Source organism: Bradyrhizobium sp. 14AA, assembly GCF_054185205.1.
In genome coordinates this window covers 60,230-75,000 of sequence record NZ_JAVAYM010000018.1, presented here as the reverse complement: position 1 = coordinate 75,000, position 14,771 = coordinate 60,230, and the positions used below count along the sequence as shown (strand labels likewise).

Annotated in this window: 14 protein-coding genes; 4 read left to right on the top strand and 10 right to left on the bottom strand. The window is 64.9% G+C overall.

Going from position 1 to position 14,771, the window contains the following annotated elements; genetic code table 11:
• Positions 1-216: 216 nt before the first annotated feature.
• From RAD15_RS28125 to RAD15_RS28100, 6 genes are all read right to left on the bottom strand, one after another.
• Positions 217-1,305, bottom strand: a complete 1,089-nt coding sequence (locus RAD15_RS28125) for a TRAP transporter substrate-binding protein (protein WP_458181469.1) — start codon at positions 1,303-1,305, stop codon at positions 217-219.
• 184 nt (positions 1,306-1,489) lie between these two features.
• Positions 1,490-2,803, bottom strand: a complete 1,314-nt coding sequence (locus RAD15_RS28120; protein WP_458181468.1) for an NAD(P)H-dependent oxidoreductase — start codon at positions 2,801-2,803, stop codon at positions 1,490-1,492.
• Positions 2,804-2,967: 164 nt separating this feature from the next.
• Entirely contained in the window at positions 2,968-3,768 is an 801-nt protein-coding gene (locus RAD15_RS28115; protein ID WP_458181467.1) for a phytanoyl-CoA dioxygenase family protein, read from the bottom strand.
• Between the two features lie 114 nt (positions 3,769-3,882).
• Positions 3,883-4,560, bottom strand: coding sequence for a GntR family transcriptional regulator (locus RAD15_RS28110; protein ID WP_458181466.1), 678 nt, complete (start codon positions 4,558-4,560; stop codon positions 3,883-3,885).
• 195 nt (positions 4,561-4,755) lie between these two features.
• Entirely contained in the window at positions 4,756-6,012 is a 1,257-nt protein-coding gene (locus RAD15_RS28105) for a M20/M25/M40 family metallo-hydrolase (protein ID WP_458181465.1), read from the bottom strand.
• Between the two features lie 81 nt (positions 6,013-6,093).
• Positions 6,094-6,951, bottom strand: a complete 858-nt coding sequence (locus RAD15_RS28100; RefSeq protein ID WP_458181464.1) for a sigma-70 family RNA polymerase sigma factor — start codon at positions 6,949-6,951, stop codon at positions 6,094-6,096.
• Between the two features lie 99 nt (positions 6,952-7,050).
• Between RAD15_RS28100 and RAD15_RS28095 the strand changes: the two genes are divergently transcribed.
• Positions 7,051-7,506 (top strand): carboxymuconolactone decarboxylase family protein, encoded by a 456-nt coding sequence (locus RAD15_RS28095; RefSeq protein ID WP_458181575.1) that lies wholly within the window; start codon positions 7,051-7,053, stop codon positions 7,504-7,506.
• Between the two features lie 41 nt (positions 7,507-7,547).
• Here RAD15_RS28095 and RAD15_RS28090 read toward each other — a convergent pair whose 3' ends face one another.
• Both RAD15_RS28090 and RAD15_RS28085 read right to left on the bottom strand, forming a co-directional pair.
• Entirely contained in the window at positions 7,548-8,360 is an 813-nt protein-coding gene (locus RAD15_RS28090) for an alpha/beta fold hydrolase (protein WP_458181463.1), read from the bottom strand.
• A gap of 2 nt (positions 8,361-8,362) precedes the next feature.
• Positions 8,363-9,181: an alpha/beta fold hydrolase gene (locus tag RAD15_RS28085; RefSeq protein ID WP_458181462.1), complete on the bottom strand. Its 819-nt coding sequence runs from the start codon at positions 9,179-9,181 to the stop codon at positions 8,363-8,365.
• Positions 9,182-9,320: 139 nt separating this feature from the next.
• Between RAD15_RS28085 and RAD15_RS28080 the strand changes: the two genes are divergently transcribed.
• Entirely contained in the window at positions 9,321-9,863 is a 543-nt protein-coding gene (locus tag RAD15_RS28080; protein ID WP_458181461.1) for a methylated-DNA--[protein]-cysteine S-methyltransferase, read from the top strand.
• A 144-nt stretch (positions 9,864-10,007) separates the two neighbouring features.
• On the opposite strand, the gene RAD15_RS28075 is transcribed toward RAD15_RS28080, so the two are convergent.
• Both RAD15_RS28075 and RAD15_RS28070 read right to left on the bottom strand, forming a co-directional pair.
• Entirely contained in the window at positions 10,008-11,552 is a 1,545-nt protein-coding gene (locus RAD15_RS28075; protein ID WP_458181460.1) for an acyl-CoA synthetase, read from the bottom strand.
• 186 nt (positions 11,553-11,738) lie between these two features.
• A complete protein-coding gene (locus tag RAD15_RS28070) occupies positions 11,739-12,911 on the bottom strand; it encodes an acetyl-CoA C-acetyltransferase (RefSeq protein ID WP_458181459.1) in 1,173 nt (390 codons plus the stop codon).
• 151 nt (positions 12,912-13,062) lie between these two features.
• Between RAD15_RS28070 and RAD15_RS28065 the strand changes: the two genes are divergently transcribed.
• Both RAD15_RS28065 and RAD15_RS28060 read left to right on the top strand, forming a co-directional pair.
• The gene (locus RAD15_RS28065) at positions 13,063-13,722 is read left to right on the top strand and encodes a TetR family transcriptional regulator (RefSeq protein ID WP_458181458.1); all 660 of its coding nucleotides are present in this window, start codon (positions 13,063-13,065) and stop codon (positions 13,720-13,722) included.
• Between the two features lie 56 nt (positions 13,723-13,778).
• On the top strand, positions 13,779-14,537 hold the full coding sequence (locus tag RAD15_RS28060; protein ID WP_094973236.1) for an SDR family NAD(P)-dependent oxidoreductase: 759 nt from the start codon (positions 13,779-13,781) through the stop codon (positions 14,535-14,537).
• Positions 14,538-14,771: the final 234 nt, after the last annotated feature.

Sequence of the window (14,771 nt, the reverse complement as noted above, 5' to 3'; positions counted from 1 at the left end):
CGCAGTCGATGCCGTAGGGTGGGCAAAGCGACTTGTCCGCCGTAGCTCGAAGAGCGAAGGCGGAAGCGTGCCCACCACGTCTGCCCGGATCGGAAAGATGGTGGGCACGACGCTGTCGCGCCTTTGCCCACCCTACGATAGCAGTGCTCAAACGCAAAAAAGCCCCGGAGATATCTCCGGGGCTTTCGTCGTTCTAGGGCCCTTGAATGACCGGCCTCACGTCCTGGTCCGCATCCGCATCATGAAGCTGTCGTAGCTGAGCTCTGCGACCTGCATCCAGGCGAGGGACTCGTTCCGGAATGCCGACAGGTTCGCGTACATCTTGTTGAAATGCGGGTTGGTCTTGGAGAGATCCGCATAGATCTCGTTGGCTGCGGCATAACAGGCTTCCAGCACTTCCTGCGGAAATGGCTTCAGGATCGCTCCGGCCACCAGCAGGCGCTTCAGCGCCGACGGATTGACGTAGTCGTATTTGCCGGTCACCCAGGTGAAGGTATCGCGGGACGCGGTCTCGATCGCAGCTTGATAGTGCTTCGGCAGCGCGTTCCACTTGTCGCGGTTCATGATGTTGTGGCCCTGGCCGGTGCCTTCCCACCAGCCGGGATAGTAGTAATACTTCGCCACCTTCACGAAGCCGAGCTTCTCGTCGTCATAGGGGCCGACCCATTCGGCTGCGTCGATTGTACCCTTCTCCAGCGCCGGATAGATGTCGCCGCCGGCGATCTGCTGCGGCACGCCGCCGACCTTGGCGATGATGGTCCCGGCGAAGCCGCCGACACGGAATTTGAGGCCCCTGAAATCCTCCATCGACTTGATCTCCTTCCGGAACCAGCCGCCCATCTGGGCGCCGGTCGAGCCGGTCGGAATGCCGATCGTGTTGTACTCCTTCAGGAGGTCGTTGAGCAGCTCTGTGCCGCCGCCGAACAGCAGCCAGGAGATGTGCGCGCGCGTATTCAGGCCGAACGGCAGCGAGGTGCCGAAGGTGAAGGCCGGGTTCTTGCCCCAATAGTAATAGAGCGCGGTGTTACCCATCTCGACCGTGCCGTTTGACACGGCGTCGAGCACCTGCAGGCCGGGGACGATTTCACCGGAGGCAAACGGCTGGATCTGGAATTTGTTGTCGGTGACCTCGGCGACGCGTTTGCAGAAATATTCGCAGCCACCATAGAGCGTATCGAGCGCCTTGGGCCAGCTTGCCGCTAACCGCCACCTCACTTCGGGCATCGATTGTGCGACGGCCGGCGCGGCAACGGCACTGGCGGCAAGGCCCAATCCGCCTGCCGTCAGGAATTTACGACGTTCCATGCATTTCCCCTCTCTGTCATGTCGAGTCCTCGACGAGGGATCGCGATCTTGGCGCCGCTTTTTATCTTCGCCGGTGGCCGACGTTTCCTGGTGTCCGAAGTTCAGGTTTCCCGGATCGCGGTCAGGATGACCAAAGGGGGTCTGCAAATCAACCGCACTTTGGTCGTGCTCCCGGTGTCGCCGTTCAATGCTGCGCTGCGAACGCGGCTTCCATGGCCTTGCGCGTCTTCACCGTCTCGTTGCCCGCGTCGAACTCGACGTCGCTCCAGCGCACCACCGCGCCATGCGCGACGTCCTGTTTGAGCTTCAGCCGATGTGCAAGGCCGATCGGCAGGGCGCCGGCCTTCAGGCTCGCGGCCGCTGGCACGAGCTTGCCCCACACGGTGTAGCCGCCTTCGCCGTCGAGCATCTCGCCGGCGCGTAAATTGCGCTTTGCCACGGCGGCGACATCGCCGCGGAAGCCATGGGGCTGGCCGGTCGGCTCGCCCCGGAGCGCGGCCGACAGCACCGAGATGTTCAGCTCGAGCCCGATCAGATGATACGGCTTGTACATCGCGGCGAACCGGCCGCTGGCATCGGTCTTCAGGCCGTACTGCCTGAAGCAATCCGCGGCGTAGTCGTTCGGCGCTTCCAGCACGACGTAAACACCCCAGCGCAGATCGCGAAACACCGGCCTTCCGTCGCGCTCGAGCGAGGAGACGACTTCGACCACGCCCGACCGCTCCAGCACGCCGCCGCGCGATCGCGGGCGCATCACATGCGGCAGGTCGTCGACGCCGCAGGGTGGAAACAGCAGCCCGCCCGCGGGCACGTCGAGTCCGCAGGCATTGGCGATCGCGGCCATCTCGATCGCCGATTTGGTGCCGTCGAGGAAGGAGTTGAACATCTGCGGATTCATGCCCGCCGACTGCGCCTCGCCCGCGGTCAGGCCGTAATGCTGCCAGACGCCATCGGGCGTCACGTCGTGATAGGCCGGCAGATATTTCGTGCCCTTGCCGGCGGCGACGACGTGAAAGCCGGTGGCGCGTGCCCAGTCGACCATCTCCGCCGTCAGTGCCGGCTGGTCGCCATAGGCGAGCGAATAGACGACGCCGGCTTTACGCGCTTCCTCCGCAAGCAGCGGACCTGCCAGCACGTCGGCCTCGACATTGACCATCACGATATGCTTGCCCGCCGCGATCGCGGCGCGCGCATGCTTGATGCCGACGGCGGGATTGCCGGTCGCCTCCACCACCACATCCATCGCGCCGCCGGCAATGGCGCGCGCGCCGTCATCGGTGAACACGGTTGCGGCGATCCGCTCAGCGCTCCAGCCGACGGTGCGGCAGGCCTCTCGCGCGCGGTCGCGGTCGATGTCGACGATGATGGGCACCTCCAGCCCCGGCGTATGCGGCACCTGCGCCAGGAACATCGAGCCGAACTTGCCGGCACCGATCAGCGCGACACGAACAGGCTTCCCGGTGGACGCGCGGGTTTGGAGGAGGCGGAAGAGATTCATGGGAAGGTCCAGTATGACTATCGTGTCCCGGACGCGGAGCAGCGCGTCTTCAGCGCTGCTCCGCAGAGCCGGGACCCAGAGAAAGAAATGCTTGCAGCATGGGCCTCGGCTCTGCAGCGCACCGCTGAAGAAGCGCTGCGCTGCGTCCGGGGCACGCGACCTTTTTACTCCGCCGCCTGCCGCGGCGCACGTGCGAGCCGCACCAAGGCATCGTCGTCCACTGTCTGGATCGGCGCGAAATCGCGGTGCGCAATGTATTCCGGCCGTGTCGGGGTGCGGATGTAGTTCGAGACCGCATTCAGCGTCAGGTACACGATCTTGCGCGGGTAGGGCGTGATGTTGCCGGCCGAGCCATGCACGAGATTGCCGTGGAACATCAGCATGCCGCCCGGCTTGCCGGTCGGCGCCACGATACCGCCCTGCTTGACGAGGCGCGTCACCGTGTCCTCGTCCAGCGTCCATAGCGGATAGGAGGTGGTGGCGAGATCATGCGAGGCCTGGAGATCGCCGGCGTTCTGGCTGCGCGGCACCAGCATCAGCGGGCCGTTGATCGGCATCACCTCGTCGAGGAAGATCGCGATGTTCATGGCGCGCGGCTCCGGCATGCCGTCGTCGCGCTTCCAGGTGCCGTAATCCTGGTGCCATTGCCAGACGTCGCCGGTGAAGGCCGATTTCGCGTTGATCTTGAACTGGTGCATGTAAACCGGCTCGCCGAACAGCTGCTCGACCGGCTCGATCATGCGCGGATGCGCGCCGAGCACGCCGAACGCTTCGTTGTAGAGATGGGCGGCAAAGGCGGTGCGCGGCGCGCCGCTCTTCTCGCGCCAGACCTCCGGCCAGTTGGCGTCGTAGATTCCGACCGCCTCGCGCGCGAGGAAATCGACCTCCTCCTGGCTGAACAATTCGGGCAGGAACAGCCAGCCCTCGCGGTGGAAGAACTCCAATTGCTCCTGGGACAGTCTCATGGGTCGTCCTCCTGTTTTGTTTATTTGTTTTTCTCTCTCGTCATGGCCAGGCTTGACCCGGCCATCCACGTCTTTGCTCCGCGTTCGAAGAACGTGGCATGACGGCGTGTGCAGCTACGCCGCCGCCTCTTCGCTCGCCCTCAATCTCTCCTCAGTCATCCGTCCCGCCGTCTGCGCATGCGCCAGTGCCGCGCGTTCGGCCGCCGTCGCGTCGCCTGCGAGAATGTGGCCCGCAATCGTCGCATGTTCGGCCCAGGCGCTGCCGCGATAGTCGAGCTCCGACAGCACCGTCGCCATCGAGCGCCGCATGTGCGGCCATTGCGGCGCAATGGTCTCCTCGATCACGGGATTGCCGGCGAGCTGATAGATCGCGCGGTGAAAATCGACGTCGAGCACGATCAGCTCGGCGAGCGGCGTCTTGCGATCGATGCCGCGGCCGGCGGCGAGCGCAGCCTCCAGCCGCGCACGTCCCGCTGCGTCGCTTGCGGCGCGTATCGCGGCAAGCCGCGCCGCGAGCGCATCGATGGCGCCGCGCACCTCATAGAGCTGGCGGATGCGGGAGGGGTCGAGCTGGGTGACTTCAAAGCCGCGCCGGCCGCTCTCGGCGACGAGCCCCTGCCGATGCAACAGATGCAACGCATGCGACACCGGCTGGCGCGACACGCCGAGCTTGTCGGCGAGCTCGTTCTGCCGGATGCGCTGGCCAGGCTGCAAGGTGCGGTCGGAGATCGCCTCCAGGATCCGTGCATAGACCTGGTCGATCAAGTTCGGGAGCGGGTCGAGAGGGATCACGCCGGCAGCTCCGAAATACAGCAGGGAATACGGAATTCCGTATTCGAAGGTATAGCGGGAGGGGGAGGGCGTCAAGACGGGGCTTCGAGGCCCGCTCACGCCCGCGTCTTGCGCCTCGCTAAGTCATTGATATCGCTAGGTCTGTTTACTGTGCATGGGGTTGTTTTTGAGGAAAATGGATCGGCCCGGCCCGCCCTATCGCTTCTTCCCCTGCTCGATCAGCATCCGGCTCATCAGATAGAGCCGCGGCACGATCGAGTTGCTGTCGACGAATTCGTCGCGGGCGTGATAGCCGAAGCCGGCGAGACCAAAGCTCTCGACCACGACCGCCTTGCCGCTGCGGTTGGCGTAGCCGGCATCGGTGGCGCCCCCGGTCATCTCGACGATGTCGAGCTTGCGGTCGATCTCCGCATAGATCGCCTGTCCCTGCTGCGCGAGCGCGCGGCCGCGATCGCTGGCAACGAAAGGCGGGCGCCCCGTCACGATCTTCACGGTCGTCTCGGTGTCCGGTACGAGGCGATTCTTGATCTTCTCGTCCAGCGCCGCCTGGAGCTTCGCGATGCCGTCGGGAATGGTGAGGCGGATGTCGGCGCCAGCCTCGGCATCTTCCGGAATCTGATTGCGCACCGTGCCGGCCTTCGCCGTCGTCCAATTGAGCTGGGTGCCGGGGATCGACTTGGCGACGTCCTGCGTCTGGAGCAGTTGATGCGAGAGCTCGATCAGCGCGTTGCGGCCGAGATCGGGCGCGCCACCCGCATGCGAGGCGCGGCCCTTCACCTTCATGATGCCAGTCGCGGTGCCGCTGGCACCCAATAGCAGCGAGTCGTTCCTCGCCGGCGGCGAGGATGCCGTCGGCTCGCAGGAGAGCACGACGTCGTGTTGGTCGGCGAGCTCCGCGATGATCTCGCCCGACCCGATCGAGCCGACTTCCTCATCCGGATTGAATGAGACCGTGAGCTTCGCATAGTCCGTCCAGCCGGCGTCCTTCAGGATCTTGAGCGCATGCAGGACCACGGCGATGCCGCCCTTGTCGTCGGCGATGCCGGGGCCAAAGATCTTGGTGCCGTCGATGCGGTAAGGCTCGCTTCCGAGCACGCCGCGCTGATAGACCGTGTCCATATGCGCGATCAGCATCAGCTTTCGCGTGCCCGTGCCCTGGAACGTCGCGATCACCATGTCGGCGCCTGTGCCGGCCGTGGTCTTGCGCCGTTCCGTGGCGGCGCCGAGCGCCTTGAGCCGACCTTCGGTGAAGTCGGCCATCTTCTTCAGCCCTTCGGCATCGCCGCTGCCGCTCTCGATCATCACCATGTCGCGCAGCGTCTCGATCAGCGGCGCCTTCTCCTGCTCGGCCGCGGCCTTCAGCTTCTCGTCGGCGGCCGCAAGGGCGGCCGTGCCGCTCGCGGCGAGGCCGAGCAGCGACAAAGCGAGCAGGGAAGTGAGGCGGGATGTCATGAGGCGTCCTTTCGCGTCTTGAGCGCTGGCACTGCGCGCGATTGTGTAGGAAGCCTAGCATCGGGTGGGAGCCGTTGCCACCTAGCGCTCGAGCACCTCGACCTCGAGCGCCGCGATCTCTTCGGCATCTGCCAAGGCCTCGATCGCCCCGATCCGATCGCCGTTGAAGGCGATGCGCAACGCGATGCGCAGATGTCCGCCAAGGATGACCGCAACGCCGATCTCGCCATCGACCAGCGCGGTCCGTGCCGCCTGGGCGCGGCCCTTGTAGAGCTGCGCGACTGCATCGGCGCCCCGGATCTCCGGCAGCGTGCCGAGCCGCACCGCGGCGTCGTCGGCGCGGAATACGACGTCGGGATCGAGCACTGCCAGCAAGCCCTCGAAATTGCCCTCGCGCGAAGCCCTGAGGAAGGCATCAACGATCGCGCGCTGGCGCGACAGGTCCGTCTCGGGCACCGGTGCACCCTGCACGCGCCGCCGCGCGCGGCTCGCCAACTGCCGCGAGGCATCGACCGAACGGCCGACGATCGGCGCAATCTCCTCGAACGGCACGGCGAACATGTCGTGCAGCACGAAGGCGAGCCGCTCCGCCGGCTGCAATGTTTCGAGCACGACCAGCAGCGCCGCGCCGACGGAGTCCGCCATCTCCGCCTCGCGCTCCTGCGTCTCATCGACCGGCTCCGGCACGTGCGGGCCCATCGGATCCTCACGGCGCGACTTCCGGGCGCGCAGCATGTCCAGGCAAATGCGCGCGACCACGGTGGTGAGCCAGCCGCGCAGGTTCGCGACATCGGACATGTCGTAGCGGCTGACCCGCAGCCAGGCCTCCTGCACGGCATCGTCGACCTCGGCGCTTGAGCCCAGCATCCGGTAGGCGACCGCACGCAGATGGTCCCGGCTGGCCTCGAACTGGCGGGTGAGAAGATTTTCTTCAGTCATCGGTCACATTCCCTCATCGCGATCCGTCATGCCCATGACGAAGCTGATCCGGCCGATGTGACCGGGAACTTCGAAATTTGTGAGATGGAGACGAAAATGATGCACGCCCGCATGAATCACCCTGTCATGGTCCTGCCGGAGGCCATGAACGTCCTGCAGTCCCTCGGTAACCTGACCAAGCAGGGCCTGCCGGAAAAGCTCCTGGAACTGGTGCACCTGCGCGCCAGCCAGATCAATGGCTGCAGCGTCTGTGTCGACATGCATCCCAAGATCGCCCGCAAGCTTGGCGAGACCGACGAGCGTCTCTTCGCCGTGTCGGCCTGGCGCGATGCGCCGTATTTTTCCGACGCCGAGCGCGCCGCGCTGGCACTGACCGAAGCCGTCACGCGCCTCGCCGATCGCGAGGATCCGGTGCCGGATGTGATCTGGAACGAAGCCGCCAAGCATTTCGACGAGCGCGAACTCGCAACGCTGATCCTCTCGATCGCGATGATCAACGTCTGGAACAGGCTGAACGCGACGATCAAGATGCCGGTGGGCGTGTGGAAGGTGTGAGGCGACTCTTCCCCTCTCCCTTGTGGGAGAGGGGAAGAGAGCTATTCCGCCAGAAACTGGTTCACCACATCGCCGAACTCCAGCGGCGCCTGCTCGAACATCCAGTGGCCGGCGTTGGGGATCACCGCCGTTCTGGCGCCCGCGATATGCTCGGCCAGCACGCGCCACATCACCGACAGGCTTCCCGTCGTCGCGCCGCCGCCGATCAGCAGCGTCGGCGTCCTGATCGCCTGCGCGTCCGCGAGCGTGTATGCCCTGCGCTGCTCGTTGATCTGGCCGAGGAAGGTGAGCGCGTTGTCGCGCAGTTGCTGCTTGGCCGCTGCCGGCACGCGGCGCCAGGAGCCGTCGCCCTCGATGCCCTCGTAGAAATTCTGCAGCGCGCCCTCGACGTCGCCGGCGCGGATCATCTCGACCGAGCGCGCGGTGCGTGCGGCAAGCGGCGGATGCACCGGGGTGCCTTCGGGCACCGGCAGGCTGGCGTCGAGATCGCCGCCCGGCTCGGCCAGCACCAGTTTGTGCAAGAGATCAGGCCGCGCCTGCGCCACGCGAAAGGCAATGTGCCCGCCGCGCGAATGGCCCATCAGGTCGACCGGTCCGGGCTGGACCTGCTCAATGAAGGCGATCATGTCGGCAACATGCTGGGCCATCTTGTAGTCGTCGCCGACAGCGTCCCAGTGCTCGGGAAAGAAATGCCGCAGGCTGACCGAGATCACGCGATGGGCCTTCGAGAGAGGACCGAGCACCGAATACCAGGTGCGGAAATCCCCTAGCGTGCCGTGCACGCAGACCAGCGGATGACCTTCTCCGACTTCGAGATAGGCCATGTCGTAACCGTTGACGCGAAAGCTCTGCATGATCAGCTCGCCAGGAAATCGAGAACCACTTCGGAGTATTTTTGCGGCGCCTGCTCAAACATCGGATGCGTCGCGTTCGGGATGATCGCCGTCCTGGAGTAGGGTACATGCGCGGCCAGCGCATGGAGCACCTTTGGCAGCAGGCCCTTGGTCCGCGCGCCCAGGATGAACAGCGTCGGCATCTTGATGGACTCCGCATCCGTCTTCGAGAACGGCGGACGATCGTCGCGGACCTGGCCGATCAAGGTGTAGGCGTTGTCGCGAAGGTTCTGCTTCACCATCGCCGGCAGCCGCGGCCAGGTGCCGGAGCCTTCCAGCGTGTCGACGAACACGGCAAGGCCGCCGTCGACGTCGCCGGCCGCGATCTTCTCGGCCGAAGCCTTGAAGCGCGCCAGCAGCGGCGAGGGACCGCCGGCATAATCGGGATCGAGGCTGGCATCGAGCTCGCCGCCGGGCTCCGCCAGGACCAGCCGCCGCAGCAGATCCGGCCGCCGCTGCGCCACGCGGAAACAGATGTGTCCGCCGCGGGAATGGCCCATCAAATCGACCGGGCCGAGATCGAGTTTCTCGATGAAGGCGATGACGTCTTCGACATGCTGGGCGATCGAATAGGTGTCGCCGACGCCGTCCCACCGGTCGGGAAAGAAGTGCCGCAGGCTCACGGCGATCACCCGGCGCCGCTGCGTCAGCGGGCCGAGCACGCAGCCCCAGACGCGGAAGTCATTGAGCGAGCCGTGCACGCAGACCAGCGGCGGGCCGCCCTTGTCCTCGCCCACGTCGAGATAGGGCATGTCGTATCCGTTGACGTGGAGGCTCTGCATTCTGGGCTCGCGGGAAGGGGCTGGAACTCCTGTGCAAGATTCCCGGAAACCGGGTGGATCGCAACTATTTCCAAGCCTAGATTTAGGTGGAGAACACAATGGGGGCATGCGACGAGGACGCAAGCTCAGGAACCTAGCCATGACCGACCAGCATTTCGCCTTGTTCGACACCAGGATCGGCCTCTGCGCCATCGCCTGGGGACCGCGCGGCATCAACGGCACGCAATTGCCGATGGGCGGCGAGGAGAAGATTCGCACCCGCATCAGCCAGCGCCATGCCGACGCCAGCGAGGCCGAGCCGACCGCCGAGGTGCAGCAGGCGATCGACCGCATCGTCAAGTTGCTCGCGGGCGAGCCTGACGATCTCACCGACATTCCGCTCGATCTCGACGACGTGCCCGAATTCAACCGCGGCGTCTACGAGATCGCGCGCGCCATTCCGCCCGGCAAGACCATCACCTATGGCGACATCGCCAAGCAGCTCGGCGGCGTCCAGCTGTCGCGCGACGTCGGCCAGGCGCTCGGCCGCAACCCGTGCCCGATCGTCGTGCCCTGCCACCGCGTGCTGGCTGCCGGCAACAAGCCCGGCGGCTTCTCGGCCAATGGCGGCGTGGTGACCAAGCTGAAGATGCTCGAGATCGAAGGCGCGCTGGTGAACCACACGCCGAGCTTGTTCGATTGAGGCTGCTTGCGCTGGAATCGTAGGGTGGGTTGGCCGAAGGCGTAACCCACCTCTTTGACCTCCGCGGCGACAGAAGTGGTGGGTTACGCCGAGCAGATGCGCTTCGCGCATCTGCAGGGCTAACCCACCCTACGAGATCCCGCCCTAAATCTTCGCCGCCGTCTTCGGCCAATACCGATCGCGTAAATGCCGCTTCACCAGCTTGCCGGTCGGCGTGCGCGGCAGCTCGGCTTCGAAATCGATTGTGCGCGGGCACTTGATCGCGGAGAGGCGGCCCTTGCAGAAGGCGATCAGGTCGGCCTCGAGCGCCTTGCCGGCGCGGCTCATGTCGTGCGGCTGCACCACCGCCTTCACCTCTTCGCCCATCTCCTCGTTCGGCACGCCGAACACCGCGACGTCGGCGACCTCGGGGTGGGTGATGAGCACGTCCTCGGTCTCCTGCGGGTAGATGTTCACCCCGCCGGAGATGATCATGTAGGACTTGCGGTCGGTGAGGAACAGGAAGCCGTCCTTGTCGAGATAGCCGACATCGCCGAGCGTCGACCAGCCCTTGGCGTTGTAGGCCTTCTTCGTCTTCTCGGGGTCGTTGTGATAGGTGAACGCAGGCGCATCGGCGAAATAGACCGTGCCGATCTCGCCAACCGGCTGCTCCTCGTCGTTCTCATCGAGAATCTTGACCTTGCCGACCACGGCGCGGCCGACGCTGCCGCGGTGCGCCAGCCATTGCTGCGAGGTGCAGACGGTGACGCCGTTGCCTTCCGAGCCGGCGTAATACTCGATCAGGATCGGCCCCCACCATTCGATCATCTTTGCCTTGACGTCGACCGGGCAGGGCGCGGCGGCGTGGATCGCGCCCTTGATCGTGGAGATATTGTACTTCGTGCGGACCTCGTCCGGCAGCTTCAGCATGCGCACGAACATGGTCGGCACGAGCTGCGACTGCGTGACCTCATATTTCTCGACGAGCTTCAGGAATTCTTCGGCGTCAAAGTGCTCCATGATGATCGAGGTGCCGCCGAGCAGGGTCGCCATCATGTTGAAACGCAGGGGAGCCGCGTGATAGAGCGGCGCCGGCGAGAGGTAGGTGCTTTCGGCATTCATGCCGCACATGTCGGCGCAGAGCACCTTCAGCAGCGGGTTCGGTACGTCGATGGTCTTGCCTTCAAAAGCCTTCTTGACGCCCTTCGGCCGGCCTGTTGTGCCGGACGAATACAGCATGTCGTAGCCGGCGACTTCGTCGGCGATCGGCGTCACCGGCTGCGCCGCGGCTTCCTTGTCATAGGAGCGGAAGCCGGGCAGCGGCTCGTCCATCATGTAGAAGATCGGCTCCCCGGGAGCGCCCTTGATCAGGGCCTTGATCTGGTCGGCGCATTTCGGCGTGGTGATCACGACCTTGGCGCCGCAATCGGCGATGATGTAGTCGATCTCGTCCTGCTTCAGATAGCGGCTGATCGCGGTGTAATAGAGCCCGCTGCGTTGCGCCGCCCAGCAGAGCTCCATGAAGGCGAGGCGGTTCTCCATCAGCAGCGCGATGTGGTCGCCGGCCTTCAGCCCGAGCGAGCGGAAGAGGTGCGCGCCCTGGTTGGAGAGCTCGTCGAGCTCGCGATAGGTGATCGCCTTGCCGGTGCCGGCCATCTGGTAGGCGATCTTGTCGGGCGTGGTGCGGGCGTGGATCGAGGGGTGGGTCATGGCGAGGTCTCGCGGCAAAGAGGCTGTCGTCCCGGCGAAGGCCGGGACCCATAACCACTACTTTGAATTGGAGAAGCACGATGTCGCCCGAGCCCGGCATAACCACGGCCTTCCGTGGTTATGGGTCACGGCCTTCGCCGGGACGACACCTTTAGTGTGGCAACGCCTGAACGCTGCAACGGCGGCCTACAGCCGCTCCACGATCGTCACATTCGCCATGCCGCCGCCTTCGCACATGGTCTGCAGGCCGTAGCGCTTGCCGCGCTGGTGCAGGGCGTGGACCAGCGTCGTCATCAGCTTGGTGCCGGAGCCGCCGAGCGGATGGCCGAGCGCGATCGCGCCGCCATTGACGTTGAGACGGGCCGGATCGGCGCCGGTGGTCTTCAGCCAGCCGGTTGGCACCGAGGCGAAGGCCTCGTTGACCTCGAACAAATCGATGTCGCCGATCTTCATGCCGGCCTTCTCCAGCGCGCGCTTGGTGGCGTGCAAGGGAGCGTCGAGCATGATCACGGGATCGCCGCCGGTCATGGTCATGTGATGGATGCGCGCCAAGGGCTTGACGCCGAGCTGCTTGAGGCCGCGCTCGTTCACGACCATCACGCCGGAGGCGCCGTCGCAGATCTGGCTGGCGCTGGCCGCGGTGAGCTTGCCGTTCTCGGCGATCAGCTTGACGCCCTTGATGCCGTCGAGCGTGGCGTCGAAGCGGATGCCCTCGTCGATGTGGTGGGTGTCCTTGCTGCCGTCGGCGCGGGTGATCTCGAGCGGCACGATCTCCTTCTTGAAGTGACCGGCTTGCGTCGCCGCGATCGCGCGCTGATGGCTGTTGAAGGAATATTCGTCGAGATCATCCTTCGACAGGCCGTACTTCTCGGCCATCATCTCGGCACCGGTGAACTGGCTGAATACGATGTTGGGATACCTCGCCTCGATGCCCGGGCTCTTGTAGTTGCCGAAGCCATTCTTGGCCGGGAGCTGCGAGGACAGGCCCATCGGCACGCGCGTCATCGATTCCACGCCGGCGGCGATCACCACGTCCATCGTTCCCGACATCACGGCTTGCGCGGCGAAGTGCAGCGCCTGCTGCGAGGAGCCGCACTGACGATCGATCGAGGTGCCCGGCACGCTCTCCGGCAGCTTCGAGGCCATGATCGCGTTGCGCGCGACGTTGTTGGACTGCTCTCCGACCTGCATCACGCAGCCCATGATCACGTCCTCGACCAGGGCGGGATCGACCTTGGTGCGGTCGACCAGCTCGTCCAGCACTTTTGCGGCGAGATCGGCCGGATGCCAGCCGGCGAGGCGGCCCCCCTTGCGCCCGCCGGCGGTACGCGCAGCGGCGACGATGTAAGCCTCGGCCATGTCGGTTTCTCCCTGGATTCTTGCTTGGGTCGGTTGTCGGGGGCGGATTTAAGGGACGCAAGAACATTTAGTCAATCGATCAATTAATTCTTGTGATGAGGCGCTGCTTGGGCTTATCTGCGCGCCTCTCGAAGCGCATTCAGGGATCTCCGTGGCTACCAGCGTACCGAACAGGCTCCCCAGCGGAAAGAATTCCACGGCAGAGAAATTGCTCGTGGCCGCCAGCGAGCTGATGATCGAACGCTCCTCGATCGAAATCTCGCTCTCCGACATCGCGCAGAAGTCGGGCGCCAACGCCGCGCTGGTCAAATATCACTTCGGCAACAAGGACGGCCTGCTGCTGGCGCTGCTCGCGCGGGATGCGGCGACCGAGATGTCAAATCTCGAATATCTGCTGGCGCAGCCGATCACGGCGACCGCGAAGCTCAAGCTGCATATCGCCGGCATCATCCGCGCCTATCACCGGTTCCCCTATATGAACCGGCTGATCCACTATCTCCTGCACGAGAGCGTCGCCGGTTCCGCGGACGAAGTTTCAAAATTCTTCGTCGCGCCGCTGCTGGACTTCCACCGTCGCCTGCTCGCCGAGGGCGTCAGCCGCGGCGAGTTCCGCCAGACCGATCCGGTGCTGTTCTACACCAGCCTGATCGGCGCCTGCGACCACCTGTTCTTCGGCCGGCACGCGATGTCTCGCGCGACCGGCGTCGGTCCGGTCACCGATGACGTCTGCCGGCAATATATCAAGCACATGGAAACGCTGATCTGCGGTGGCATCCTCACTCAATCTGAGGAAGCCGTTGCGGCCGGATGATCCGGCCATCACTTCACAAGTCTAGAGAAGAAACGTCCAAGGAAAGGTAGCCTGTCATGGAATTGAAAGACGTAGCCGTTCTCATCACCGGCGGTGGTTCGGGTCTCGGCGAAGCGACTGCCCGTGCCATGGCGGCCAAGGGCGCCAGGATCGGCGTGATCGACCAGAACAAGGACAACGCCGAGAAGGTCGCCGCCGAGGTGAAGGGCGTCGCGCTGCATGCCGACGTCACCAGCGAGGAGCAGATCAAGGCGGCGATCGCCAAGGCGGAAGCCGCGCATGGCGTCGCGCGCGTGCTGATGAACTGCGCCGGCATCGGCGGCTCGCAGCGCATCGTCGGCCGCGACGGCGTCTACCCGCTGGAGAAGTTCGCGCGCATCATCAACGTCAATTTGATCGGCACGTTCAATTGCCTGCGGCTGTTCGCCGAACGCCTCGTCACCATCGAGCCGGTCGGTGAAGAGCGCGGCGTCATCATCAACACCGCCTCGGTTGCCGCTTACGAAGGCCAGATCGGCCAGATCGCCTATTCCGCATCGAAGGGCGGCGTCGTCGGTCTCACGCTGCCGGCCGCTCGCGATCTCGCGAGCCAGAAGATCCGCGTCAACACCATCGCGCCCGGCCTGTTCTTCACGCCGCTGCTGATGGGTCTGAACGAGGAGGCCCGCAAGAGCCTGGGCGCCCAGGTGCCGCATCCCTCGCGCCTCGGCGATGCCAAGGAATATGGTTCGCTCGCGGTGCACATCGTCGAGAACCCGATGCTCAACGGCGAGACCATCCGTCTCGATGGCGCTATTCGTATGGCGCCACGGTAAGCTCCGCTGCTTTCCCTTCTCCCCTTGTGGGAGAAGGTGGCGCAGGCGGCCTCCGGCCGCCGTCCTTGGTAGGACGCCGATGCTTCGCATCGGCTATGGCGCCGGATGAGGGGTTTGCATCCGCGGAGACAGACCCCTCACCCAAGCGAGTTCTTGGTCACCGACGTACATGCCCTCTCCCACAAGGGGAGAGGGCGCAATAACCGCCACTCAAAGAGCGGATGCAGGAGCGCC

What these genes read in the sequence shown, in the direction of transcription:
- RAD15_RS28125 (WP_458181469.1), bottom strand. Translation starts at nt 1,305, where the DNA reads ATGGAACGTCGTAAATTCCTGACGGCAGGCGGATTGGGCCTTGCCGCC.
- RAD15_RS28120 (WP_458181468.1), bottom strand. Translation starts at nt 2,803, where the DNA reads ATGAATCTCTTCCGCCTCCTCCAAACCCGCGCGTCCACCGGGAAGCCT.
- RAD15_RS28115 (WP_458181467.1), bottom strand. Translation starts at nt 3,768, where the DNA reads ATGAGACTGTCCCAGGAGCAATTGGAGTTCTTCCACCGCGAGGGCTGG.
- RAD15_RS28105 (WP_458181465.1), bottom strand. Translation starts at nt 6,012, where the DNA reads ATGACATCCCGCCTCACTTCCCTGCTCGCTTTGTCGCTGCTCGGCCTC.
- RAD15_RS28100 (WP_458181464.1), bottom strand. Translation starts at nt 6,951, where the DNA reads ATGACTGAAGAAAATCTTCTCACCCGCCAGTTCGAGGCCAGCCGGGAC.
- RAD15_RS28095 (WP_458181575.1), top strand. Translation starts at nt 7,051, where the DNA reads ATGCACGCCCGCATGAATCACCCTGTCATGGTCCTGCCGGAGGCCATG.
- RAD15_RS28090 (WP_458181463.1), bottom strand. Translation starts at nt 8,360, where the DNA reads ATGCAGAGCTTTCGCGTCAACGGTTACGACATGGCCTATCTCGAAGTC.
- RAD15_RS28085 (WP_458181462.1), bottom strand. Translation starts at nt 9,181, where the DNA reads ATGCAGAGCCTCCACGTCAACGGATACGACATGCCCTATCTCGACGTG.
- RAD15_RS28080 (WP_458181461.1), top strand. Translation starts at nt 9,321, where the DNA reads ATGACCGACCAGCATTTCGCCTTGTTCGACACCAGGATCGGCCTCTGC.
- RAD15_RS28075 (WP_458181460.1), bottom strand. Translation starts at nt 11,552, where the DNA reads ATGACCCACCCCTCGATCCACGCCCGCACCACGCCCGACAAGATCGCC.
- RAD15_RS28070 (WP_458181459.1), bottom strand. Translation starts at nt 12,911, where the DNA reads ATGGCCGAGGCTTACATCGTCGCCGCTGCGCGTACCGCCGGCGGGCGC.
- RAD15_RS28060 (WP_094973236.1), top strand. Translation starts at nt 13,779, where the DNA reads ATGGAATTGAAAGACGTAGCCGTTCTCATCACCGGCGGTGGTTCGGGT.